At 65.8% G+C, this 21,695-nt stretch carries 23 protein-coding genes and 4 tRNA genes; 9 read left to right on the top strand and 18 right to left on the bottom strand.

The window, feature by feature from the left end:
* Positions 1-52: 52 nt before the first annotated feature.
* Genes ruvB through ACP7AR_RS04185 form a run of 4 tightly spaced genes read right to left on the bottom strand, consistent with a single transcriptional unit; the run spans position 53 to position 3,108 of the window.
* On the bottom strand, positions 53-1,093 hold the full coding sequence (gene ruvB, locus ACP7AR_RS04200; RefSeq protein WP_426183089.1) for a Holliday junction branch migration DNA helicase RuvB: 1,041 nt from the start codon (positions 1,091-1,093) through the stop codon (positions 53-55).
* The gene (gene ruvA, locus ACP7AR_RS04195; protein WP_426183087.1) at positions 1,086-1,709 is read right to left on the bottom strand and encodes a Holliday junction branch migration protein RuvA; all 624 of its coding nucleotides are present in this window, start codon (positions 1,707-1,709) and stop codon (positions 1,086-1,088) included. Before ruvA ends, ruvB begins: the two co-directional genes overlap by 8 nt.
* A gap of 9 nt (positions 1,710-1,718) precedes the next feature.
* Positions 1,719-2,303, bottom strand: a complete 585-nt coding sequence (ruvC, locus tag ACP7AR_RS04190) for a crossover junction endodeoxyribonuclease RuvC (protein WP_426183085.1) — start codon at positions 2,301-2,303, stop codon at positions 1,719-1,721.
* A gap of 46 nt (positions 2,304-2,349) precedes the next feature.
* The gene (locus ACP7AR_RS04185) at positions 2,350-3,108 is read right to left on the bottom strand and encodes a YebC/PmpR family DNA-binding transcriptional regulator (RefSeq protein WP_426183083.1); all 759 of its coding nucleotides are present in this window, start codon (positions 3,106-3,108) and stop codon (positions 2,350-2,352) included.
* 125 nt (positions 3,109-3,233) lie between these two features.
* On the opposite strand from ACP7AR_RS04185, the gene ACP7AR_RS04180 reads away from it, so the two are divergent.
* Complete coding sequence (locus ACP7AR_RS04180) at positions 3,234-4,598, top strand: pyridoxal phosphate-dependent decarboxylase family protein (RefSeq protein WP_426183081.1); 1,365 nt, start codon at positions 3,234-3,236, stop codon at positions 4,596-4,598.
* On the opposite strand, the gene pdxT is transcribed toward ACP7AR_RS04180, so the two are convergent.
* On the bottom strand, positions 4,595-5,221 hold the full coding sequence (gene pdxT / locus ACP7AR_RS04175; protein WP_426183079.1) for a pyridoxal 5'-phosphate synthase glutaminase subunit PdxT: 627 nt from the start codon (positions 5,219-5,221) through the stop codon (positions 4,595-4,597). The two genes, ACP7AR_RS04180 and pdxT, sit on opposite strands and share 4 nt — an antisense overlap.
* Positions 5,211-6,128, bottom strand: a complete 918-nt coding sequence (pdxS, locus tag ACP7AR_RS04170) for a pyridoxal 5'-phosphate synthase lyase subunit PdxS (RefSeq protein WP_426183077.1) — start codon at positions 6,126-6,128, stop codon at positions 5,211-5,213. The genes pdxT and pdxS overlap by 11 nt, the downstream gene beginning before the upstream one ends.
* Before the next feature lie 96 nt (positions 6,129-6,224).
* On the opposite strand from pdxS, the gene ACP7AR_RS04165 reads away from it, so the two are divergent.
* Together ACP7AR_RS04165 and pdxY are read left to right on the top strand one after the other, a co-directional pair.
* Entirely contained in the window at positions 6,225-7,532 is a 1,308-nt protein-coding gene (locus ACP7AR_RS04165) for an aminotransferase class I/II-fold pyridoxal phosphate-dependent enzyme (RefSeq protein ID WP_426183075.1), read from the top strand.
* Between the two features lie 39 nt (positions 7,533-7,571).
* Positions 7,572-8,423: a pyridoxal kinase PdxY gene (gene pdxY / locus ACP7AR_RS04160; RefSeq protein WP_426183073.1), complete on the top strand. Its 852-nt coding sequence runs from the start codon at positions 7,572-7,574 to the stop codon at positions 8,421-8,423.
* 12 nt (positions 8,424-8,435) lie between these two features.
* On the opposite strand, the gene ACP7AR_RS04155 is transcribed toward pdxY, so the two are convergent.
* The 5 genes from ACP7AR_RS04155 to ACP7AR_RS04135 all read right to left on the bottom strand — a co-directional run bounded on the left by ACP7AR_RS04155 (position 8,436) and on the right by ACP7AR_RS04135 (position 11,606).
* Positions 8,436-8,945: an HIT family protein gene (locus ACP7AR_RS04155; RefSeq protein WP_426187624.1), complete on the bottom strand. Its 510-nt coding sequence runs from the start codon at positions 8,943-8,945 to the stop codon at positions 8,436-8,438.
* Positions 8,946-9,046: 101 nt separating this feature from the next.
* A complete protein-coding gene (gene thrS / locus ACP7AR_RS04150) occupies positions 9,047-10,975 on the bottom strand; it encodes a threonine--tRNA ligase (protein ID WP_426187622.1) in 1,929 nt (642 codons plus the stop codon).
* 333 nt (positions 10,976-11,308) lie between these two features.
* Positions 11,309-11,380 (bottom strand) — tRNA-Val (locus tag ACP7AR_RS04145).
* A gap of 29 nt (positions 11,381-11,409) precedes the next feature.
* Positions 11,410-11,480 (bottom strand) — tRNA-Cys (locus ACP7AR_RS04140).
* Positions 11,481-11,534: 54 nt separating this feature from the next.
* Positions 11,535-11,606 (bottom strand) — tRNA-Gly (locus tag ACP7AR_RS04135).
* A 149-nt stretch (positions 11,607-11,755) separates the two neighbouring features.
* Between ACP7AR_RS04135 and ACP7AR_RS04130 the strand changes: the two genes are divergently transcribed.
* Together ACP7AR_RS04130 and ACP7AR_RS04125 are read left to right on the top strand one after the other, a co-directional pair.
* Positions 11,756-11,831 (top strand) — tRNA-Val (locus ACP7AR_RS04130).
* A 24-nt stretch (positions 11,832-11,855) separates the two neighbouring features.
* Positions 11,856-12,413 (top strand): dihydrofolate reductase family protein, encoded by a 558-nt coding sequence (locus ACP7AR_RS04125; RefSeq protein ID WP_426183071.1) that lies wholly within the window; start codon positions 11,856-11,858, stop codon positions 12,411-12,413.
* 14 nt (positions 12,414-12,427) lie between these two features.
* Here ACP7AR_RS04125 and ACP7AR_RS04120 read toward each other — a convergent pair whose 3' ends face one another.
* Complete coding sequence (locus tag ACP7AR_RS04120) at positions 12,428-13,033, bottom strand: helix-turn-helix domain-containing protein (protein ID WP_426183069.1); 606 nt, start codon at positions 13,031-13,033, stop codon at positions 12,428-12,430.
* Positions 13,034-13,099: 66 nt separating this feature from the next.
* Between ACP7AR_RS04120 and ACP7AR_RS04115 the strand changes: the two genes are divergently transcribed.
* Positions 13,100-14,116 (top strand): NAD(P)/FAD-dependent oxidoreductase, encoded by a 1,017-nt coding sequence (locus ACP7AR_RS04115; protein WP_426183067.1) that lies wholly within the window; start codon positions 13,100-13,102, stop codon positions 14,114-14,116.
* Positions 14,113-14,772 carry a class I SAM-dependent methyltransferase gene (locus ACP7AR_RS04110; RefSeq protein WP_426183065.1) on the top strand — a complete coding sequence of 220 codons (660 nt, stop codon included), beginning with the start codon at positions 14,113-14,115 and terminating at the stop codon, positions 14,770-14,772. Before ACP7AR_RS04115 ends, ACP7AR_RS04110 begins: the two co-directional genes overlap by 4 nt.
* Positions 14,773-14,812: 40 nt before the next feature.
* Here ACP7AR_RS04110 and ACP7AR_RS04105 read toward each other — a convergent pair whose 3' ends face one another.
* Both ACP7AR_RS04105 and ACP7AR_RS04100 read right to left on the bottom strand, forming a co-directional pair.
* Positions 14,813-15,193, bottom strand: coding sequence for an SPW repeat domain-containing protein (locus tag ACP7AR_RS04105; protein ID WP_426183063.1), 381 nt, complete (start codon positions 15,191-15,193; stop codon positions 14,813-14,815).
* Positions 15,194-15,284: 91 nt separating this feature from the next.
* Entirely contained in the window at positions 15,285-15,491 is a 207-nt protein-coding gene (locus tag ACP7AR_RS04100; protein ID WP_426183061.1) for a multidrug transporter, read from the bottom strand.
* 318 nt (positions 15,492-15,809) lie between these two features.
* On the opposite strand from ACP7AR_RS04100, the gene ACP7AR_RS04095 reads away from it, so the two are divergent.
* Complete coding sequence (locus tag ACP7AR_RS04095) at positions 15,810-16,904, top strand: DUF1611 domain-containing protein (protein ID WP_426183059.1); 1,095 nt, start codon at positions 15,810-15,812, stop codon at positions 16,902-16,904.
* A 22-nt stretch (positions 16,905-16,926) separates the two neighbouring features.
* Here ACP7AR_RS04095 and ACP7AR_RS04090 read toward each other — a convergent pair whose 3' ends face one another.
* Complete coding sequence (locus ACP7AR_RS04090; RefSeq protein WP_426183057.1) at positions 16,927-17,730, bottom strand: MerR family transcriptional regulator; 804 nt, start codon at positions 17,728-17,730, stop codon at positions 16,927-16,929.
* A gap of 526 nt (positions 17,731-18,256) precedes the next feature.
* On the opposite strand from ACP7AR_RS04090, the gene ACP7AR_RS04085 reads away from it, so the two are divergent.
* Positions 18,257-18,682, top strand: a complete 426-nt coding sequence (locus tag ACP7AR_RS04085) for a GIY-YIG nuclease family protein (RefSeq protein WP_426183055.1) — start codon at positions 18,257-18,259, stop codon at positions 18,680-18,682.
* A 15-nt stretch (positions 18,683-18,697) separates the two neighbouring features.
* On the opposite strand, the gene ACP7AR_RS04080 is transcribed toward ACP7AR_RS04085, so the two are convergent.
* The 3 genes from ACP7AR_RS04080 to zapE form a co-directional block, all read right to left on the bottom strand.
* Entirely contained in the window at positions 18,698-19,255 is a 558-nt protein-coding gene (locus ACP7AR_RS04080) for a type II toxin-antitoxin system PemK/MazF family toxin (protein WP_426183053.1), read from the bottom strand.
* A gap of 30 nt (positions 19,256-19,285) precedes the next feature.
* On the bottom strand, positions 19,286-20,524 hold the full coding sequence (locus ACP7AR_RS04075; protein WP_426183051.1) for an ammonium transporter: 1,239 nt from the start codon (positions 20,522-20,524) through the stop codon (positions 19,286-19,288).
* 116 nt (positions 20,525-20,640) lie between these two features.
* The gene (gene zapE, locus ACP7AR_RS04070; RefSeq protein WP_426183049.1) at positions 20,641-21,687 is read right to left on the bottom strand and encodes a cell division protein ZapE; all 1,047 of its coding nucleotides are present in this window, start codon (positions 21,685-21,687) and stop codon (positions 20,641-20,643) included.
* Positions 21,688-21,695 lie beyond the last annotated feature (8 nt).

Below are 21,695 nucleotides of genomic sequence, written 5' to 3'. Positions count from 1 at the left end.
AGTGCGCGCGCCATCGATGGACGCGCAGAGGGGTGGGGGAAGCCTTCAGCGATTATAGGTCATCGAACAATGCGGCGGTTTCCGGATGCTGGAGTCCGAGGTGTTCGTAGGCCTCCGGCATCGCGACTCGTCCCCGCGGTGTGCGGCCGAGGAAGCCGATCCGCACGAGGAAGGGCTCGACGACGCTCTCCACCGTCTCGGCTTCCTCACCGACGGCGACAGCGAGGGTGCTGAGTCCGACCGGCCCGCCGCGGAATCGTCGCACGAGCGTGTCGAGCACGGCACGATCGAGGCGGTCCAGGCCGATCGGATCGACGTCGTAGAGCTCGAGCGCCGCCCGAACCTCTGCGATCGAGGCCGTTCCGTGGACGCCGTGGACGAGTGCGTAGTCGCGCACCCGTCGCAGCAGCCGGTTGGCGATGCGAGGTGTCCCCCGCGACCTGCGGGCGATCTCCGAACGCGCATCGGGTGGCATCGAGACGCCCAGCACACTCGACGATCGGGCGATGACCTTCTCGAGGTCGCTGTCGTCGTAGAACTCGAGGTGACCGGTGAAGCCGAACCTGTCGCGCAGCGGATTGGGAAGCAGCCCGGAGCGCGTCGTCGCGCCGACGAGCGTGAAGGGCGCCAGATCGAGAGGGATGCTGGTGGCACCGGCGCCCTTTCCGACCATGATGTCGATGCGGAAGTCCTCCATCGCGAGGTAGAGCATCTCCTCCGCGGAGCGGGCCATCCGATGGATCTCGTCGATGAACAGCACCTCGCCGGGCACCAGACTGGACAGCAGCGCCGCGAGATCGCCCGCGTGCTGGATCGCGGGGCCGCTCGAGAGACGGAGCGGTCGTTCACTCTCATGCGCGACGATCATGGCGAGCGTCGTCTTGCCGAGTCCTGGAGGGCCGGCGAGAAGAATGTGGTCGGGCGAGCGGTTCTGAATCCGCGCGGCATCGAGCAGCAACTGCAGCTGACCGCGCACCTTCGGCTGACCGACGAACTCGCCGAGGCTGCCTGGACGCAGCGCGCCTTCGATCGCGAGCTCGGCTTCATCGATCGGCTCGGCGCTCCTGCCCTCGAAAGCGTCTTCGTCAACCACGTGATGCCCCTGCGTTGGCGGGACCGAGAGCGGCGAGTGCCTGGCGCAGCAGCGCAGACACGGATTGCCTATCGGCGTCGCTCGCCGCATCAGCCGTCTCCGTCGCTGCCTCGTTCGCGACCTTCTCGGACCAGCCGAGCCCGACCAGAGCCGCGGTCAGCTGCGTGACGACGTCGGTCGTGCTGCCGGTGCGACTGTCGGCCGCGCGTGGCGACGGCGCTTTGAGTTTGCCGGCGAGCTGCACGACGATGAGCTTCGCCGTCTTCGGACCGATCCCCGACACCCGCCGGAACGGGGCATCGTCGTCATCGGCGACGGCGGTGGCGATCTGGTCGACCGTGAGATGTCCGAGCACGCCCAGCGCCGACTTCGGTCCGACTCCGGTGACGCTCAGCAGGTGGCCGAACACCTCCAGCTCGACAGGCTCCGCGAAGCCGAAGAGCGTCAGTGCGTCCTCGCGCACGATCAGACTCGTGTGCAATCGCAGCTGCTCGCCGACACGGCTCGTGTGCGCCACATCGCCGGGGACGAAGACGAAGAACCCGACGCCGCCGACCTCGATCACGACATGGTCGGCACCTGTGGAGAGCACGGTCCCGTGCAGCGAGGAGATCATCTCCCCAGCCTACGAGCCGGATCGTATGTATGTTCGAGCGACACGCTCGGCATCCGCCCACGCTCGCTGCGCCGGGGTCAGCGATTCGGACGCGCCGGGTGCCGCTCCGTCTCTGCGCCACGCATGGCAGAGGGCGATCGCGAGAGCGTCAGCGGCGTCAGCGGGCTGCGGGGGCGCGTCGAGGCGCAGGATGCGGGCGATCATCGCCTGCACCTGCTTCTTGTCCGCGGATCCGTAGCCGGTGACTGCGGCCTTCACCTCGCTCGGCGTGTGGGTCGCAGCGGGCAGACCTGCTTCAGCGGCGAGCAGAAGGGCCACCCCGCTCGCCTGTGCGGTGCCCATCACCGTGTGGCTGTTGTGCTGTGCGAACACGCGCTCGACGGCGACGGCGTCAGGGCGATGCTGCTCGAGGACAGTCCTGATCCCGGCAGCGACGGCGGCGAGACGTTCGCCGATCGGCATCTCCGGTGGAGTTCGGATCACCCCGACGTGCACGAGAGTTCCGCGTCGCGAGCGATCGACGTCGACGATGCCGACACCGCACCGGGTGAGACCGGGGTCGATGCCGAGCACGCGCAGAGAAGAAGCCGCCACTCCTCCAGGTTATGCGCAAGGAGAGCGGCGGCTTCGAGGGCGCGCCTTACTCGTCGTTCTCGAGTTCGGCCTGCACCTCTGCCGTCAGGTCGAAGTTGCTGTAGACGTTCTGCACGTCCTCGCTGTCTTCGAGTGCGTCGATGAGTCGGAAGATCTTGCGGGCGGTGTCGGCGTCGATCTCCACCTTCAGGTTCGGCACGAACTCGACATCCGCTGACTCGTAGTCGATGCCGGCGTCCTGGAGCGCGGTGCGCACTGCGACCAGGTCGGATGCATCGGTGATGACCTCGAAGCCCTCGGCGTGCGGTTCGATCTCCTCAGCACCGGCCTCCAGCGCAGCCATCATGACGTCGTCCTCGGTCGTGCCTTCCGAGCCGACGACGATGACGCCCTTGCGGGTGAAGTTGTAGGCGACGCTGCCGGGGTCGGCGAGCGTGCCGCCGTTGCGGCTGAGAGTCGTGCGAACCTCCGCAGCCGCGCGGTTCTTGTTGTCCGTGAGGCACTCGATCATCAGCGCCACGCCATTTGCGCCGTATCCCTCGTACATGATCGAGGTGTACTCGACGCTCTCGCCGCCGATGCCGGCGCCGCGCTTGACGGCACGGTCGATGTTGTCCTTCGGGACGGACATCTTCTTCGCCTTGAAGACGGCGTCGAACAGGGTCGGGTTACCCGCCATGTCTGCTCCGCCGAGCTTCGCTGCGACCTCGATGTTCTTGATGAGCTTGGCCCACGACTTCGCACGTCTGGAATCGATGACCGCCTTCTTGTGCTTGGTCGTCGCCCACTTGGAATGCCCGGACATATGTCTCCGCTCGTCGTATCCGCCCTGCTGACATCGCAGCGCGTCGTCCATTCTAACGAAATGCTCCGTCCGCATGACGTGCGAGCATCTTGTTCGCGCGGCGTCGCGGTGCGAGACTTGTGCTCATGGACGCTCGCGAGAGTGCTCTCGACACCGCACACCGCCGTGCGACCGAGTTCCTGACAACGCTGGATGACCGACCGGTGTGGCCACGTGCCGGCCTGGATGAGATGCTGGCGGCTTTCGGCGGCCCGCTGGGCGAGCACGGCATCGATCCTGCGGCCGTGGTCGACGAGATCGCGTCGAAGGCCGAGCCAGGACTCGTCGCCATTCCCGGCGGGCGATTCTTCGGCTTCGTGATCGGCGGGACCCATCCGGCCGCCCTCGCTGCGGACTGGCTCGTCTCCGCCTGGGATCAGAACTCGGGTTCGTCGACTCTGACCCCCGCGACAGTGGCGATGGAACGCGTCGCAGGACAGTGGATGCTGGATCTGTTCGGGCTCCCCGAATCGGCGAGTGTCGGCTTCGTCACCGGCGGCCAGCTCGCCAATTTCACGTGCCTCGCAACTGCCCGCAACGCCGTGCTGGGAAAGGTCGGGTGGGACTTGGCCGAGCGAGGCCTGCGGTCAGCCCCTCGCGTGCGTTTCGTCGTCGGAGCGGATCGTCATGGCTCCATCGACCGGGCGTCCCGGTTTCTCGGCATCGGTCGCGCTGAGGTCACCGTCGTCGAGTCGGACGATCAGGGCCGGATGAGGGCGGGAGCGCTGGAGCGAACTCTCGCGGCAGAACAGGGTCCGTTGATCGTGTGTCTGCAGGCCGGGGAGGTGCACACCGGCGCGTTCGATGATTTCGAGACGCTGATCCCGATCGCACAGCGTCACGACGCCTGGGTGCACGTCGACGGCGCGTTCGGACTGTGGGCTGCGGCGTCCGAATCGCTACGGTCTCTCACGAAGGGGATCGAACGCGCTGATTCGTGGGCGACGGATGCGCACAAGACCCTGAACGTGCCGTACGACTGCGGCATGGCGATCGTGAGGGACCCGTCTGACTCGATCGCCGCGTTCCGCACCGGTGGCGACTACCTGATCTACTCGGGTCTGGACCCGTGGGACGTGACGCCTGAGCTCTCCCGACGCGCACGCGGCGTACCGGCGTGGGCAGCGATGCGCAGTCTGGGACGGGCCGGCATCACCAGGCTTCTGGACGGATTGCATGCGAACGCCGTTGCGATGGCCGCAGGACTGTCCGCGATCGGAGCCGTCGAGGTTCTCAATGACGTCGACTACACGCAGGTGATGTTCTGCCTGGACTCAGACGATGCCACGCGGGCGTTGGGTGAGGCGATCCTGTTGGACGGGACCGCGGCCGTCACTGGCGCGGAGTGGAGGGGACGGGCGACGCTGCGTTGCTCGATGTCGTCCTGGGCCACCACGCGCGCCGACATCGACCGCACGGTGGCGGCGATCCGAAGACTCGTGGAGCACTAGCCGTGCGAGGCCCCGACCCTGGCCGGCGCAGCGACCCTGTCGAGGAAGCGCCGGTGAAAACGCGTCTCCCCGGTGATCTCCGGGTGGAAACTGACGCCCATCAGCGCGCCCTGCTCGACGGCGACAACGCGACCGTCGTCCAATGTCGCCAGAGTGGTCGCTTCTGCTCCGACGCTCTCGATGACGGGCCCGCGGATGAACGCAGCGCGCACGGGCGATGCGCCGAGCGCTGGGACGTCGAGCTCGGCTTCGAACGATTCGACCTGTCGTCCGAACGCATTGCGACGCACGACGACATCCAGTCCACCGAACGATTCCTGCCCCACGATCGCATCCACCAGGCTGTCGGCGAGCATGATGAGACCGGCGCACGTGCCGAGCACCGGCATCTCATCGCGGATCGCATCCCGGATCGGCTGCTGCAACCCGAACATCCGCGACAGCTTGTCGATCACGGTCGACTCGCCGCCGGGGATCACGAGGCCGGCCACCTGAGAGAGTTCCTCTGGGCGGCGCACGCGCACCACATCCGCCCCGAGATCCTGCAGAACTCGCTCGTGCTCACGTACGTCGCCCTGCAGGGCCAGTACGCCGACGCGCGGCCGAGTCGTGTTACCAGCCACGCTCGGCGAGCCGGTGCGGAGCGGGCAGGTCGGAGACGTTGATGCCGACCATGGCCTCACCCAGCCCGCGTGAGACTTCGGCGACGACCTTGGCGTCGTCGTAGAACGTCGTGGCCTTCACGATCGCGGCGGCGCGTTCTGCCGGATTGCCCGACTTGAAGATGCCGGAGCCGACGAACACGCCATCCGCGCCGAGCTGCATCATCATCGCGGCATCCGCAGGGGTGGCGACGCCGCCCGCGACGAACAGCACGACCGGCAGCTTTCCGGTCTCGGCGATCTCGGCGACGAGCTCGTACGGGGCCTGCAGCTCCTTCGCGGCGACGAACAACTCATCCTTGGGAAGTGCGGTCAGCGCCGCGATCTCACCACGGATCTTGCGGATGTGCTTCATCGCCTCCGAGATGTCGCCAGTACCGGCCTCGCCCTTGGAGCGGATCATCGCCGCACCCTCGTTGATGCGCCGCAGCGCCTCTCCCAGGTTGGTGGCGCCGCACACGAACGGCACAGTGAAGCCGAACTTGTCGATGTGGTTCACATAGTCGGCGGGTGAGAGCACCTCGGACTCGTCGATGTAGTCGACGCCGAGCTCCTGCAGAACCTGCGCCTCGACGAAGTGCCCGATGCGCGCCTTCGCCATGACAGGGATCGAGACGGTGTCGATGATGCTGTCGATCATGTCCGGGTCGCTCATGCGCGAGACGCCGCCCTGGGCACGGATGTCGGCCGGTACGCGCTCGAGCGCCATGACGGCGACGGCTCCGGCATCTTCGGCGATCTTCGCCTGCTCGGCTGTGACCACGTCCATGATGACGCCGCCCTTGAGCATCTCGGCGAGACCGCGCTTGACGCGCGAGGATCCCGTGGTGGGGTTCTGGCCGGTGGTGGGATTCTGGTCTGCAGCCATGAGCTGTTCCTTCCGGGTATCCAAACGAGCACATTGATCTATGCCAAAAGATACCACTGTCGGCATGCCCCGTAGACTCACATGTCGAGGGGTGACATGAGCGACCAGATCACAGGAACCACAGCGGCCGACATCGCGACGAGCGTGCGCGAACTGCGCGACCGGGGCGTACTGCGACCCGGTGCCGCACTCCCCCCGGTGCGTGAACTCGCAGCCCGTCTGGGAGTGAACCGCAACACCACCGTCGCCGCCTACCGACAGCTCGCGCAGGCCGGGCTCGTGGTCAGCCGTGGGCGCGCGGGAACGACGCTGGTCGAGCACGACGCGGTCGCGCAGGAGGGCTACGCCGCAGACACGGTCTTGCGCGATGTCGGCACGGGCAATCCAGATCCGCGACTCATTCCCGATCCCTCGCCCGTGCTCGCGACGGTCACCGGTCGACCGGTGCTCTATGGCGAGCCGGTGATCGACACCGGTCTCGAGGCGTGGGCGCGAGAGTGGATCTCCCCCGACCTGCCCGCGTCCGAGTTCCGCATAACCGTCACCAGCGGGGCCGTGGATGCCGTCGAGCGCCTGCTCGCGCAGGCGTTGATGCGCGACGACGCTGTAGCCCTGGAGGATCCGTGCTTCCTCGCCAGCATCCACACCGTCCGCCTCGGCGGCTATCGCGCGGTGCCGGTCCCGGTCGATGACGAGGGAATGACAGTCGACGGCCTCCGTGCTGCGCTGGATGCAGGAGTGCGAGCGATCATCTGCACTCCGCGCGCGCAGAATCCGACCGGCGTCAGTCTCTCCCCCGAACGTGCTGCCGCGCTGCGGGCTCTGCTGGCAGAGCATCCCTATGTCCTGATCATCGAGGACGACCACTTCTCGATGCTCTCGTCGCGCGGGTACGAGAGTCTGATCGGCCCCGATCACAAGCGCTTCGCTCTGTTGCGTTCCGTCTCGAAGTTCCTGGGTCCTGACATGTGCCTCGCGGTCGCTGCGACCGACCCGGAGACCGCGGAACGACTTGCCATGCGTCTGAGTCCTGGCACGACGTGGGTGAGTCATCTGCTGCAGCGTCTCACGTTGGGGCTGCTCGAGGACGGCGAAGTGCGCGCCGCGATCGGCGCGGCAGGAGCCCACTACGCCGAGCGCAACGAGGCGTTCGCCGGTCAGCTTCGCGCGCACGGCATCGAGACCCACTACGTGGACGGCATGAACCTCTGGGTGGAGCTGCCTGTCCCCGCTCAGACGGTGTCGGAGCGCCTGATGCGCCGCGGCTGGCTCGTGCGCACCGGCGATGGCTTCTCGCTCACGAACGCAGAATCCCCGTCGCGTCACCTGCGGCTCACTGTGCATGATCTGACGCCCGTCGACGCAGAGCAGCTCGTGGCGGACATCGCCGGTGCGGTGCGGTGACGTGCGCAGCGCGAGCCTGAGCAGTGAGAAGATCGAAGGATGAAGATCCTCTCGATCCAGTCAGCTGTCGCCTACGGTCACGTCGGCAATTCCGCCGCGGTGTTCCCCCTGCAGCGCATCGGCGTCGACGTGCTTCCGGTGAACACGGTCAACTTCTCGAACCACACCGGCTACGGCGCCTGGCGCGGACCGCTGATCGACCCGAGCGACGTCGCAGACGTCATCACGGGTATTGAAGAACGAGGTGCATTCGGTCATGTCGATGCGATCCTGTCGGGTTATCAGGGCGGTGAGGGCATCGGCGATGTCATCATCGACGCTGTGGCCCGAGTCAAGGCGGCGAATCCGAAGGCGCTGTATGCGTGCGATCCCGTGATGGGCAACGCGAAGTCGGGATGCTTCGTCGCGCCCGCGATCCCCGAGCTGCTGCGCGAGCGCGTGGTGCCGGTCGCCGACATCATCACCCCGAATCAGTTCGAGCTGGGCTTCCTCACGGGCACTGACCCTGACACCTTGGAGTCGACGCTCGCGTCGGTGGACGCTGCTCGGGCGATGGGCCCGTCGACGGTGCTCGTCACGAGCGTCGAGCGCCCAGACCGCGAAGAGGGAACGATCGAGATGCTCGCGGCGGACGACGACGGCGCCTGGATCGTGCAGACACCGTATCTGCCGATGAAGGCCAACGGCTCCGGTGACGTCACTGCCGCGTTGTTCACCGCGCACTACGTGGAAACCGGTAGCGCGAAGATCGCGCTGGAGCGCACGGCGTCCAGTGTGTTCGACCTGCTGCAGTTGACGCTCGACTCCGGCGCGCGTGAACTGCAGCTCATTGAGGCGCAGGAGTCGTACGCGCACCCGAAGATGCAGTTCGCCGCGCGTCAGGTGCGCTGAACGCGCCGACTGTCAGGCCTGCGGCCAGGCGTGCGCCACGGCTTCCCGCACCTGACCGAGCAGCTGCGGCAACGCTTTGGTCTTGGCGATGATCGGGAAGAAGTTCGCGTCTGATTTCCACCGCGGCACGATGTGCTGGTGCAGGTGGCCGTCGACGCCGGCTCCGGCGACCGCCCCCTGATTCATGCCGAGGTTGAAGCCGTCGCAGTTCGACACGTCGCGGAGCACGCGCATGCCCGTCTGCGTCAGCGCACCGATCTCAGCGACCTCCTCGGGCGTCGCCTGGTCGTACGTCGCGATGTGACGGTATGGGCACACCAACAGGTGTCCCGAGTTGTACGGGAACAGGTTCAGCAGCACGTAGGCCGTCGTGCCGCGCGCGACGATCAGTCGCTCGGCATCGGGATGCTTGGGGGCCTCGCAGAACGGGCACTCGTCTCGCAGCGGCTCGGGGCCGGCCTGGATGTAGGCCATCCGGTGCGGAGTCCACAGCCGCTGGAACTCGTCGGGAATGCCGGCCAGATGCCCGGCATCCTCCGCGCCGTCGCCGGAGGCACCGGGCCCTGACGCTTCGACAGGCTCAGCGGTCGAAGGGCCCGGAACCGATGCGTCCGGCGTCGAGGTCACGCCAGATCCCCCACGGTGTGCACGAGCGCGTGCGAGTCGATCGCGGCGCGGATGCGGGCGACGGCATCCGCGATCGGCACGCCGTTCTCCTGCGTGCCGTCACGGAACCGGAACGAGACGGTGCCGGCATCGCGATCCTTCTCCCCCGCGATCAGCAGCAGCGGCACCTTGCCGGTGGTGTGGGTACGGATCTTCTTCTGCATCCGGTCATCCGAGACATCGAGTTCGGCGCGCACGCCGCTGTCACGAAGCGTCGTGATGACGTCACCGAGGTAGTCGGCGAAGTCCTCCGCCACCGGGATGCCGACGACCTGCACCGGCGAGAGCCACACAGGGAAGTCTCCGGCATAGTGCTCGAGCAGGATGGCGAAGAAGCGTTCGATCGAGCCGAACAGCGCGCGGTGGATCATGATCGGGCGCTTCTTCTGGCCGTCCTTGTCCATGAACTCGAGGTCGAAGCGCTCTGGCAGGTTCGGATCGACCTGCACCGTGGACAGCTGCCAGGTGCGGCCGATCGCATCGCGCGTCTTCAGGTCGATCTTGGGGCCGTAGAACGCCGCCTCGCCCGGTACCTCGGTGAGCTTGAGACCGGATGCCACGGCGACCCGCCGCAGCGCGTCGGTGGACGACTCCCAGAACTCGTCGGAGCCGATCCACTTGGACTTCTCGTCGTCCTTCATCGACAGTTCGAGTTCGAAATCGGTGAGCCCGAAATCGCGCAGCATCGACAGGATGAACTCGAGGACCTTCGCGACCTCGCCCTCCAGCTGGTCGGGCGTGACGAAGAGGTGCGAGTCGTCCTGAGTGAAGCCCCGAACGCGGGTGAGGCCGTGCAGGGCTCCGGAGAGCTCGTTGCGGTACACGGTGCCGTTCTCCGCCAATCGCAACGGCAGATCGCGGTAGCTGCGAGCACGCTCCTTGTAGATCAGGATGTGCATCGGGCAGTTCATGGGCTTCAGGTAGTAGTCCTGGCCCTGCTTGGTGATCTCGCCGTTCTCGTCGCGCTCCTCGTCCATCACGATGGGAGGGAACATGCCCTCCTTGTACGTGACGAGGTGGTTCGACGTGAGGAAGAGGTCTTCCTTCGAGATGTGCGGCGTGTACACGTAGGTGTAGCCGCCCTCGATGTGGCGTTTGCGAGCGTGCTGCTCCATCTCGCCGCGGATCATGCCGCCGCGAGGGTGCCACACCGACAGGCCCGATCCGATCTCCTCGGGGAACGAGAACAGGTCGAGTTCCTTGCCGAGGCGGCGGTGGTCGCGCTTGGCGGCCTCTTCGAGGCGGTGCTGGTAGGCGCGGAGCTCGTCCTTGGTCGGCCATGCCGTGCCGTAGATGCGCTGCAGCTGCGGGTTCTTCTCGCTGCCGCGCCAATAGGCGGCGGCGATGCGGGTCAGGTCCCAGCCGTTGCCGATCATGCGGGTGCTGGGCAGGTGCGGGCCGCGGCAGAGGTCTTTCCAGACCACCTCGCCGTCCTTGGTCGTGTTGTCGTAGATGGTCAGCTCGCCGGCGCCCACCTCGACGGATGCGCCCTCGGCTGCTTCCTTGTTCCCACCTTTGAGCCCGATCAGCTCGAGCTTGAACGGCTCGTTCGCGAGCTCGGCACGGGCCTCGTCCTCGGTGACCACGCGGCGCACGAAGCGCTGTCCCTCGCGGACGATGCGCTGCATCTCCTTCGAGATCGCCTTGATGTCCTCGGGGGTGAACGGGGTCTCGACGCCGAAGTCGTAGTAGAAGCCGTCGGTGATCGGCGGGCCGATGCCGAGGTTCGCCTGGGGGTTGATGCGCTGCACCGCCTGAGCGAGGACGTGCGCCGTCGAGTGCCGCAGGATCGCGAGACCGTCTTCACTGTCGATCGTGACGGGCTCGACCTCGTCGGTCGTCGCCACTGTGGTCGCGAGATCCTTCAGGTCGCCGTTGACGCGCATCGCGACGACGGATCGGGCAGAGAACAAGGCGAAGCCGTCTGTCGGCTGGGCGTTTTCAGGCACTGATCACTCCATTTGGGTCGCCTCTAGGCTACTCGCCTCACGGCATCGTCTGCGCGCTCCAGGCGCCAGGGGAGATCGCGACTCCCCGTTAACGAAAAGTGCTCCCGTGGAGTGGAAGTCCACGGGAGCGGCGATCACGTTCGTCTAGAAGGGACGACGCGTGAACTCTTCCATTATCTCACAGCGAAGGGCATGTGTATGACGAGGGCGGCCGGCATCGCGCACGGGCCGTAGGACGAAAAAACCCCCGGAATTCCGGGGGTTTCAGTGTGCGCGATACTGGGATCGAACCAGTGACCTCTTCCGTGTCAGGGAAGCGCGCTACCGCTGCGCCAATCGCGCCTATACAGGCTATTAAGTTGAAAGCGACGAGGTGGCGACGGGATTCGAACCCGTGTAAACGGCTTTGCAGGCCGGTGCCTAGCCGCTCGGCCACGCCACCGTGTGGATTGACCCCACGTGCCGTGAGCCTCTCAGAAAGAGACTCCTGCACTCGAGCGGATGACGAGATTCGAACTCGCGACCCTCACCTTGGCAAGGTGATGCGCTACCACTGCGCTACATCCGCGTTGTGTTCCGGCTGACCGGGCACTTGTAAAACATTAGCCGATCATTTCGATCCCGCAAAACCGAAACGCGATCTCGCGCGTGTCACACGGTTTGGTCGTGAGCGTGCCGAACGTTCAGGTAATATCGTTTCTCGACCCCCTGGGTCATGGGCGATTGGCGCAGTTGGTAGCGCGCTTCCTTCACACGGAAGAGGTCATCGGTTCGAGTCCGGTATCGCCCACCACACGGTCAGATCTATACTCCCCGCATGGGACTGTTGACCTTCAGCATCAACGTCACCCTGGACGGGTGCGTCGACCATCAGGTGGGGATCGCCAATGACGAGACTCACGCCTACTTCACCCGCCTCATGGACGAGTCCGGGGCGATGCTGTGGGGCCGCGTCACCTACGAGATGATGGAGAGCGCCTGGCCCGCCGTCGCTCGCGGCGACGAGGACGCCCCGCCAGCGCTACGCGAGTGGGCGGTCAAGCTGGACGCCAAGCCGAAGTACGTGGTGTCGTCCACGCGCAGCGACTTCCCGTGGACTAACAGCCACGCGATCGCGGGCGACCTGCGCACAGGCGTGCAGAAACTCAAGGAAGCGACTCCGGCCGGCGTGCTGCTCGGCAGCGGCGCGCTCGCGACTGCGCTGGACCGGTTGGATCTGATTGACAAGTACAGGTTCCTCGTCCATCCTCGTATCGCCGGCCACGGCCCGACCCTGTACCAGAGCGGACTGCCCAGCACGCGGCGGCTCGAGTTGGTCTCGACGAAGCCGCTCCGCGACGGCGTGGTCGCCATGCACTACAGGCGCGCGGGCTGACAGAGAAATCGTGGTCACCGAGGCGGAGTCGCACTCCCGGCAGATGGTCCCGCTGGACGCGCACGTAGATGGATGCGCTTGCCCTCTTTGCTGAAGATCGACAGCAGTTCGGTCGGACGAGTGCCGACGCCTGACAACCAGTGCGGGATGCGCGTGTCGAACTCGGCGGCCTCGCCTGGACCGAGGATGACATCCTGCTCACCGAGGACCAGACGCAGGCGGCCCGAGAGCACGTACAGCCATTCCTGCCCGTCATGCACCTTCGGCTCCGGCACGGCGGAGATGCCTGCCGGATCTGCCGGGAACGTGACCTTGTAGGTCTGGACCGGACTCGCCTCCGGCGACAGCGACTCGTACCAGGTGTCTCCCATGCGCTTCTTGGTGCGTGCCACCCGCGGATCCGGTGCCCTGCGCGGAACGATGTCATCGAGCTCCAGCCGCAGCGCTCTCGCGATCGGCACGACGAGCTCGAGGTTCGGCGCGCGCTTGCCTGCTTCAAGACGCGAAAGCGTGCTCGGCGAGATTCCGGTCACCTCCGAGAGGTCGACAAGGGTCATGCTGCGCTTCTCGCGCCAGCTCTTGAGTCGTGGCCCGATGAGCGCGAGCGAGTCGTCCGGCATTCTCATTCCCTTGCTGTTTCGGCATGGATACTTGCTAACACCGTATCAGTCACTCAGGCTGAGCACATGACACGCGACGATCGAATCTCCACAGCACCCACGTCCGCATCCGTTGTGCCGCACCTCGATGGTGAGCATTGGGATGTCGTGATCATCGGAGGCGGCGCCGCAGGGCTGAGCGCCGCCCTCATCCTCTCCAGGGCCAGACGACGCGTCTTGGTCCTCGATGCGCAGGCTCCCCGCAACCGGTTCGCTCCCCACATGCACGGCGTGCTGAGCCGTGACGGCTACTCGCCCCTCGACCTCGTCGCCGACGGCCGCCGCGAGGTACTGGCCGCGGACGGAGTCATCGAGACCGCACACGTGACCGAGACTCGCGCGGTGTCCGGCGGCTTCGAAGTCACCACGGAAGCGGGTGCTCGTGTCACCGCGCGTCGTCTCATCGTCGCGACAGGAACACTCGACGTCCTCCCGGACATCGACGGGCTGGCAGAGCAGTGGGGCCGCGGCGTCGTGGCGTGCCCGTACTGCGACGGCTACGAAGCTGCAGGACGCCGCATCGGCGTACTGCTCGGCTCTGTCGCCGGCATCCACAAGGCGCATATGCTGCGCTCATACTCCAGCGACATCACCGTGTTCACGGCGCTCACGGACCCCATCCCCGATGTCGATCGACGCGTCCTTGAGCAACGCGGCATCCGCTTGGAAGACCAGAGCGTCACGAACATCGTCTCCGAGGCAGGCCTGCTGACCGGCGTCACCCTCGCCGACGGCACGGTCGCACGGGTCGATGCGCTCTTCGCCGAACCACGACCCGTCTCGCTCGATGTACCGCTGCAACAGCTCGGTGCCGCACGTACGGACACCCCATTCGGCTCATGGTCGGCTGTGGACGAGTTCGGACGAACGAGCATCCAGGGCGTCTGGGCAGTCGGCAACACGGCGAATCCGGCGGCGCTGGTCCCGATAGCGATGGGATCGGGCGCGACTGCCGCTCTGGCGTTGAACGGAGAGTTCGTCGCTGAAGAGGTCGCGGTTGCCACGCACGCGGTGAACACCGAACAGGAAGCAGGAGTGCGATGACTCATGAACCGGATGCTGCCACCGCCGACGCGACTCGGTTCTGGGACGAGCGGTACGTCAGCCGGCGCACCGAGCACGGCCGGATGTGGAGCGGACGCGTGAACGCGGCCGTGGCGCAGCAGGTGTCGGAGCTCGTTCCGGGCACCGCGCTGGAGCTCGGGTCGGGAGAGGGCGCGGATGCGCTCTGGCTGGCCGCACGAGGCTGGGACGTCACAGCGCTCGACATCTCGTCGATCGCTCTGGAGGTCGGTGCAGGAGAAGCAGCGAAGGCGGGACTCTCCGAACGCATCGAGTGGGTGCAGACCGACCTGACGACGTGGCGACCGTCTGCGCAGTACGACCTCGTGACGTCAGCGTTCCTGCACTCCCCCGTCGATTTCCCAAGAGAAGCCATTCTCCGACGTGCGGTGTCTGCAGTCGCACCGGGCGGAAGACTGCTCGTCATCGGACACGGTGGGTTTCCGCCCATGTCCGAGCACGTGCATGACGTTGAGATCCCGACATTCCCGTCCCCTGAAGAAGTGTTGACGTCCCTCGACCTGCCCGACGGCTGGTTGGTCGAGACGAACGCGTCGATGGAGCGGACGACGAAGTGGCGTGGGGAAGAGGACGTCGTCCTCGTCGACACAGTGCTGCGCGTGCGCCGGGTCGATTAGACGCGGCGCACGCGCAAGCTGTTCGAGACTCGGTCGCGGATCAGCGGTTTCGGTTCGCCGTCTGTCCAGGCTGCGGCTTGGAGAACAGCACGACGATGATCACTGTGACGCCGACGACGACGTGCGGGAGCCACACGTTGAGCGCTTCGCCCGCGAACCCGAAGATCCAGGGCGACAGTGCGAGGAACAGGCTCGCCACGATGTCGAACACGAGATGAACCGGCATAGGAATGAAGCCGAAGGGGCCCCACTCGTACTTCGTGAACAGACTGTAGACGATCAGCCCGACACCGAGCACGATCGGGATGACGACGGCGGGCCCGCCGACTCCAGCGAACCCGAACAGCCACGGCGCCGCGATGAGCGCGATGCCGACGAGGTAGTCGAGAACGCCGTGAACCTTGGTGGGGATGAAGCGCATGATTCCTCCTTGAGTATGACCGCGATATCGCGGTTGTCACAGGAGGTTCGTGGCAACAGGGAAATCGGATGGGACGCAGACGAAGCTGATCTCACTCGGAGTCGGATTCTCCATCTGCTTCCGGCATCCCAGGGCCGGGCCCAGGTCGCACGGCTGCGCCCTCGGCGACGTCGACCCGTGTCACTCCGTCGCGCTCAGTCACATCCACGCGCGGCGCCGCGTCCGCCTCAGTGGCGTTCGGCGCCGTCGTGAGCTGATCGTGGCGCTTCTGCTCTGGCGTCATCTCTTCGTGCGACATGGTGCATCCTTTCGTCGAGCTTCCCAAGGTAGCCGCGGGTGGGCCAGGAGATCAGGGGCTTGATGTTCGTCATCGACGCCGCTACGCGAACAGCTGCGCGGTTTCTATTCACGCCTGACCTGCAGGTTTGACTGGTACGGTGAGCGGAGTCGGCATCTTGCCGGCGTCAGGGAAGACTTCTTGTCGACCAACGGGCCGTTACGGGCCATTTCGTTCTCCGTCGCCTCCTCTGGATCACTTCGAGGAGACCCGATTTCCGTGCACCCGTATACCCATTCCGCTGATTCGCAGTCGAACGATTCGTCGGTACCTATTCCGATGCTTCCGGTCGGTTCGACGGCGATCGTCTATTGCGAAGCCCAGTTCGGCGAGCAGGACGGCAAGACGGCCAACGGCCTGGTCCGCCACTCCGAGAAGTACGAGATCCTCAGCGTCATCGACAGCCGCCATGCCGGCGCGGACGCCGGTGCCCTACTCGACGGCAGTGCGAACGGCATCCCGATCCTCTCGAGCCTCACAGAGGCCATCGCCCACGCAGGCAGAATGCCCGACTACCTCATCTGCGGCGTCGCGCCGGCCGACGGCCTTCTCTCCGACGCACAGCGCATCGTGCTGTTGGACGGCATCGCCCATGGCATGCACATCATCAACGGTCTGCATGAGTTCCTGAACGATGACGCGGAGTTCGTCGCTGCAGCGCTCCTCTCCGGCGTGACGATCACTGACGTGCGTCGTCCGAAGGACAAGAAGGATCTCCACCTGTTCTCGGGGCGCATCTTCGATGTCACCTGCCCGCGGATCGCCGTTCTCGGCACTGACGGCGCCATCGGAAAGCGCACCACCGCCACACTGCTCGTCCAGGCGCTCAACGACCGCGGAATCCGCGCTGTCATGGTCGGCACCGGACAGACCACGATCATCCAGGGCGGACGATACGGAGTCGCGCTCGACGCCCTGGTTCCGCAGTTCTGCTCTGGCGAGGTCGAGAACCAGGTCGTCGCGGCCTTCGAGGGCGAGAATCCGGACATCATCATCGTCGAGGGCCAGGGCGCGCTCAGCCACCCCGCGTATCTGACCTCCGCGCACATTCTGCGCGGCAGCCGCCCCGCAGGTGTCATCGTGCAGCACGCACCGGGCAGGCAGGTGCTCGGTGACTTCCCGATGATGCCGATGCCCGAGGTCGCGAGCGAGGTCGCCTTGATCGAGGCATTCGCCGACACCAGGGTGATCGGCGTGACCGTCAATCACGAGAACCTGACGGATGCGCAGATCACCGCCGCCATCGATGAGATCGAGCTCGATCTCGGCGTTCCGGCGACAGACCCTCTGACACGCCCATTGAGCAACCTGGTCGACATGGTGCTGCAGGCATTCCCCGAACTCTCGAAGTCCCTGACGCAGCACCCCGCCTGAGGAGGCACCGGCCCCCGACGCGTCAGCTGCGCGTCACGGGTTGCTGCAGTTCGGTCACCCAGTCCGACTGGTCATCCGAGATCGCCCGGACGTAAAGTTCACGGCACGGACCTGAGTGAACGAGGCCCCGGGCGAAGATCTCAGCGTGGATCGCCTGCCAGGTCTCTGCGATGTGCTCCATCGAGCCGAGATGGATGCCGCAGACAGCGGCCTCAGTGGCGGGAAGCTCGACGATCTCGAATCCGTCCCGAGCTGGGCCGCCATAGGCGTAGCCCGCGACGATCTGAAGGCCGTCCTCGATCGCTTCGTATTGTGCGATGGGCGTGGCCAGAGAGCCGCACTCATCGCCGATGATCTCCGCGATGGCATCGAAGGCGGGGCCGACGACACCTGCGACCTCGGGTTGATGGGCGACGACCGTGCGGCGCGCCGCGAGACGGACGGCAGGCAGAGCCTTCTCGATGATCTCGATCTGGGACATGTGATTCTCTTTCTCGATGAGTTGGAGGCGCCGTTCCACGTCGACGAGTCTGCCTGCGGCGATCCGGTGTTCTTGCTCGACTTCCGCGTGACGAATGCGCAGCAGCGCTGCGATGCGCTCCGCATCGACGCCCCGGTCGAGAATCGACGAGATGTCGTCAAGACCGAACCCGAGCTGCCGCAACGCGACGATCCGGTGCAGACGCTCGAGTTGCGAAGGATCGTAAGATCGATATCCGCTGAACTCGTCCACATGAGCCGGTACGAGCAGGCCGGCAGTGTCCCAATGCCGCAGCATCCTGTGGGTCACCTGGCCGATCTGCGCGAACGCTCCGATGGACAACATGTCTCAGTTCTCGTCCCTCCCACAGTGTGAGAGTCAAGTATCGCTCTGGAATCCGAGATCGATCGCCGGCGTGTCCGTTGCGACGCCCGAGCATCATCGGTGCCCGCGTCGGCGTGGCGCCGTCGCTCCGGCGGTCGGCAGGTTGTCGTGATGAGCGATCTACCGCCCCACGTCGAAGTCCTGTCGTCCGTCTCAGATGCCGACGCGGCCGATATCGCCCGTCTGCTCGCACCACTGTCGACGACGGCGACTTTCGATCAGGACAGATTGGCGTCGATCGTCGATCACGACGCCACCGCGGATGACGGAACTGGCAATCGATCGCGGACTGCCACTCTCGATCTCACGTCGAGGCCATCACGTGAGTCCGCGTTACGGCTCTATGAATCCGTTGGATTCGTGCGGCGTGAAACGAACGCGCTTCGGTTCACACCGCCCGCGCCCGGATAGACGATCGTTGAAGAGTGAAGCGCACCGCAGTGATGCTCGGCCGAACGTCCGCGGCCAGGGGTAAGGTCATCGTCTGATGGTCAAGAACAGTGCACTGCCCGGGCCGTGCACTCTGTGCGGAAACGGTCGCGGACGCCGAGTCGCGGGCTCGTGGTTCTGCGCCGCATGCGGCTGGCGCTACGGCGACGTTCCGGATCCCGACCTTCCGCTCCCCCGCGTCGACGTCGTCTACTACCTGCGATTCGATCGCAGGGTGAAGATCGGCACGAGCATGCGGCCACGGCAGCGGCTCGCCAGCATCCGTCACGAAGAGCTTCTGGCCTTCGAGCGCGGTGGCAGAACGATCGAGCAGCAACGCCATCGTCAGTTCGCGGACGCCCGCGAGGGCGGCGAGTGGTTCACCCTCACTCGGGAACTCCGCGCTCATGTCAAGGCGCTCCGGGCTGAAGGCGATCCCTGGCAGCTACACGCGCGTTGGCTCAGCGAGGCGCTGCAGTCCTGACAGGGCGCGGCCCGGTCAGCGACCCCATCCGTAACGAGCGGTCAGTGCCGCCGCGACCCGGTCGTAGAGCGAGCGGTCCAGCACTGCGGCCTCGCGCCGCATGCCGTCTTCGTGCACGCTGTAGAGCTGTTCGATGTCCACCCACGATTCCCGGCCCCGCGAGTCCCACGCGCCACTCCCGATCGACAGGTAGTCACGGTCCCGATCATGCGCCTTGCTGGTCATCCGAACTGCGTACACGCGGTCCGCGGATTGCCGGCCGATCACGAGCACAGGGCGGTCCTTACCGCGACCGTCGTTCTCCTCATACGGAACCCAGGTCCAGATGATCTCGCCGGAGTCGGGAGCGCCGTCCTTGGACGGGGTGTATGCGATTCGAAGGCCATCGATGCGATCAGGGTCGATGCGCTGCGTCGCACGCCCCTGCGCCTGACCGGCATCATCCTGCTCCGGTGGGATGCGGGACGCACTCGAACGTCCCGACCCCTTCTCGGGAGATCGGGACGTTCGAGAGGTCAACGCCTTCAGAATGATGTCGGCGAGCTGAGCCAGGATGCTCTTCGAAGAGGTCACCCGGTCACACTACCGGCGACCCCGGGCGGATCAGGCGTCGACCAGCGCGTAGCCCTCTTCACCGTGGACGACGGAGTCGACGCCGGCGATCTCGTCCTCGTTCGTGATGCGGAAACCGATCGTCTTCTGAATCGCGAAGCCGATGATGAATGCGACGACGAAGGCGTAGATCAGCACGCCGAGGGCTGCGATCACCTGAACGGCGAGCTGACGAGCGTCGCCACCGACGAACAGGCCCGTGCCGGTGGCGAACAGACCGAGGTAGATCGTGCCGAGCAGGCCGCCGACGAGGTGGATGCCGACGACGTCGAGCGAGTCATCGAAACCGAGGCGGAACTTCAGCTCGACGGCGAGGGCGCACACGATTCCGGCGACTGCGCCGAGCAGCAGCGACCACCCGGGGGTGAGGTTCGCGCAGGCCGGAGTGATGGCGACGAGGCCGGCGACGGCGCCGGAGGCTGCCCCGACCGAGGTGGCCTTGCCGTCCTTGATGCGCTCGATGAGGATCCATCCGAGGATGGCCGCGGCGGTCGCGCCGAGCGTGTTCAGACCGATCAGGCCGACACCGCCCATGTCCTCAGACAGCCATTCCGCGCCGGCGTTGAAGCCGAACCAGCCGAACCACAGCAGCGCCGCACCCAGCAGCGTCAGCGGCACGTTGTGAGGCTTGAGAATGCCCTTCTGGAACCCGATGCGCTTGCCGAGTACGAGAGCGAGCGCCAGCGCAGCCGCGCCGGCGTTGATGTGCACGGCCGTCCCGCCGGCGTAGTCGATCACAGCGATACCGCTGTCTTCGCCGAACAGCGTGGTGCCGAGGTTCATGATCCAGCCCCCGCCCCAGACCCAGGCGGCGATCGGGAAGTAGCCCACCGTGGCGAAGATCCCGGCGAAGATCAGCCAGCTGCCGAACTTGGCACGATCCGCGATCGCACCCGAGATCAGCGCGATCGTGATGATCGCGAACGTCGCGCCGTATGCGACACCGAGAAGTGCGACGTTCGACCCTTCGCCGGCAGCGAGGCCGCTGAGGCCGAAGTCGGCGAACGGGTTGCCGGCGAACTGCGTCGGGCTCTCCACCGCGCTCATCGAGAAGCCGAACAGGATCCAGAGCACCGCGACAAGACCGATGGAGCCGAAGCTCATCATCATCATGCTGACGACGCTCTTCGCCTTGACGAGACCGCCGTAGAAGAACGCGACGCCTGGCGTCATCAGCAAGACCAGCGCTGTCGCGGTGATCGCCCACGAGATGTTGCCGGGAGCATCCATAGGAAAACCTCACATCCGAAGTAGTTGAGAGCTTCAGTGTGGCGAGGCCCGGTTTCCGGGAAGCGCAGTGAGTGTTTCCGGACGGTTACACCCGACAGTCGCGTGTAACCATCGCGTTACGCGACGCTGGGTTGCTCCGCAGAATGTGTGAGCGCGTTCAGCCTGGAGATGGCGCGAAGATACTTCTTGCGGTATCCACCGCCCAGCATCTCCTCGGCGAAGACCTGATCGAGACTCACGCCTGTCGCGACGATCGGGACCTGTGCGTCGTAGACACGGTCGACGAACGCGACGAAGCGCAGCGCTTCGGACTGATCCGTCAGCACATGCACTTCGCGGAGTCCGACGAGTGCGAGTCCGTCGATCAACCGGATGTAGCGCGACGGATGCACCTTGGCCAGATGACGGATGACGTCACCGAACACGTCGTCGGATGCCGTGCCCGCCGTGTCGGCGATGCGCTGAGCGTAGTCGGCATCGTCCAGTGCGACGGCGTGACCGTCGAGCGCGCGCTGGCGGAAATCGACGCCGTCGATGCGGATGGTCTCGAAGCTGTCCGACATCGCATGGATCTCGCGGAGGAAGTCCTGAGCTGCGAACCGGCCTTCTCCCAGCGCGTTCGGCGGCGTGTTGGACGTGGCGGCGAGGCGAGTGCCTGTGCTCACCAGCTCGCCCAGCAACCGCGTCATCACCATGGTGTCACCCGGGTCGTCGAGTTCGAACTCGTCGATGCAGATCAGATCCGCGCCGCGCAGCAGATCGACCGTGTTCCGATACCCGAGCGCTCCGACCAGCGCCGTGTACTCGATGAACGAGCCGAAGTACTTACGTCGTGCGGGCATGGCGTGGTAGATCGACGCGAGCAGGTGCGTCTTGCCGACTCCGAAGCCGCCGTCGAGGTAGACACCCGGCTTGAGCTCCGGCTCCTTCTTCGCGCGGCTGAAGAATCCACCGCGCTTGGCAGGAGCACCACGCCCGGCGAACTTCTCCAAGAGCGCTTTCGACTCGGCCTGAGACGGATACGCGGCATCCGAGCGGTAGCTTTCGAACGTGGCATCGTCGAACTGCGGCGGCGGAATCAGGCTCGCGAGCATCTCGGGTCCGGTGACCACGGGCTGACGCTCCGTGAGGTGCGCGACGTTCGGATTCTCGGTGTCGGTCATTCGTTTCC

The organism is Microbacterium sp. TWP3-1-2b2, assembly GCF_049896145.1.
In the GTDB taxonomy this organism is placed as follows: Bacteria; Actinomycetota; Actinomycetes; order Actinomycetales; family Microbacteriaceae; genus Microbacterium.
Note: the sequence above shows the minus strand (reverse complement) of the source record. Positions and strands in the feature narration are given on the sequence as shown.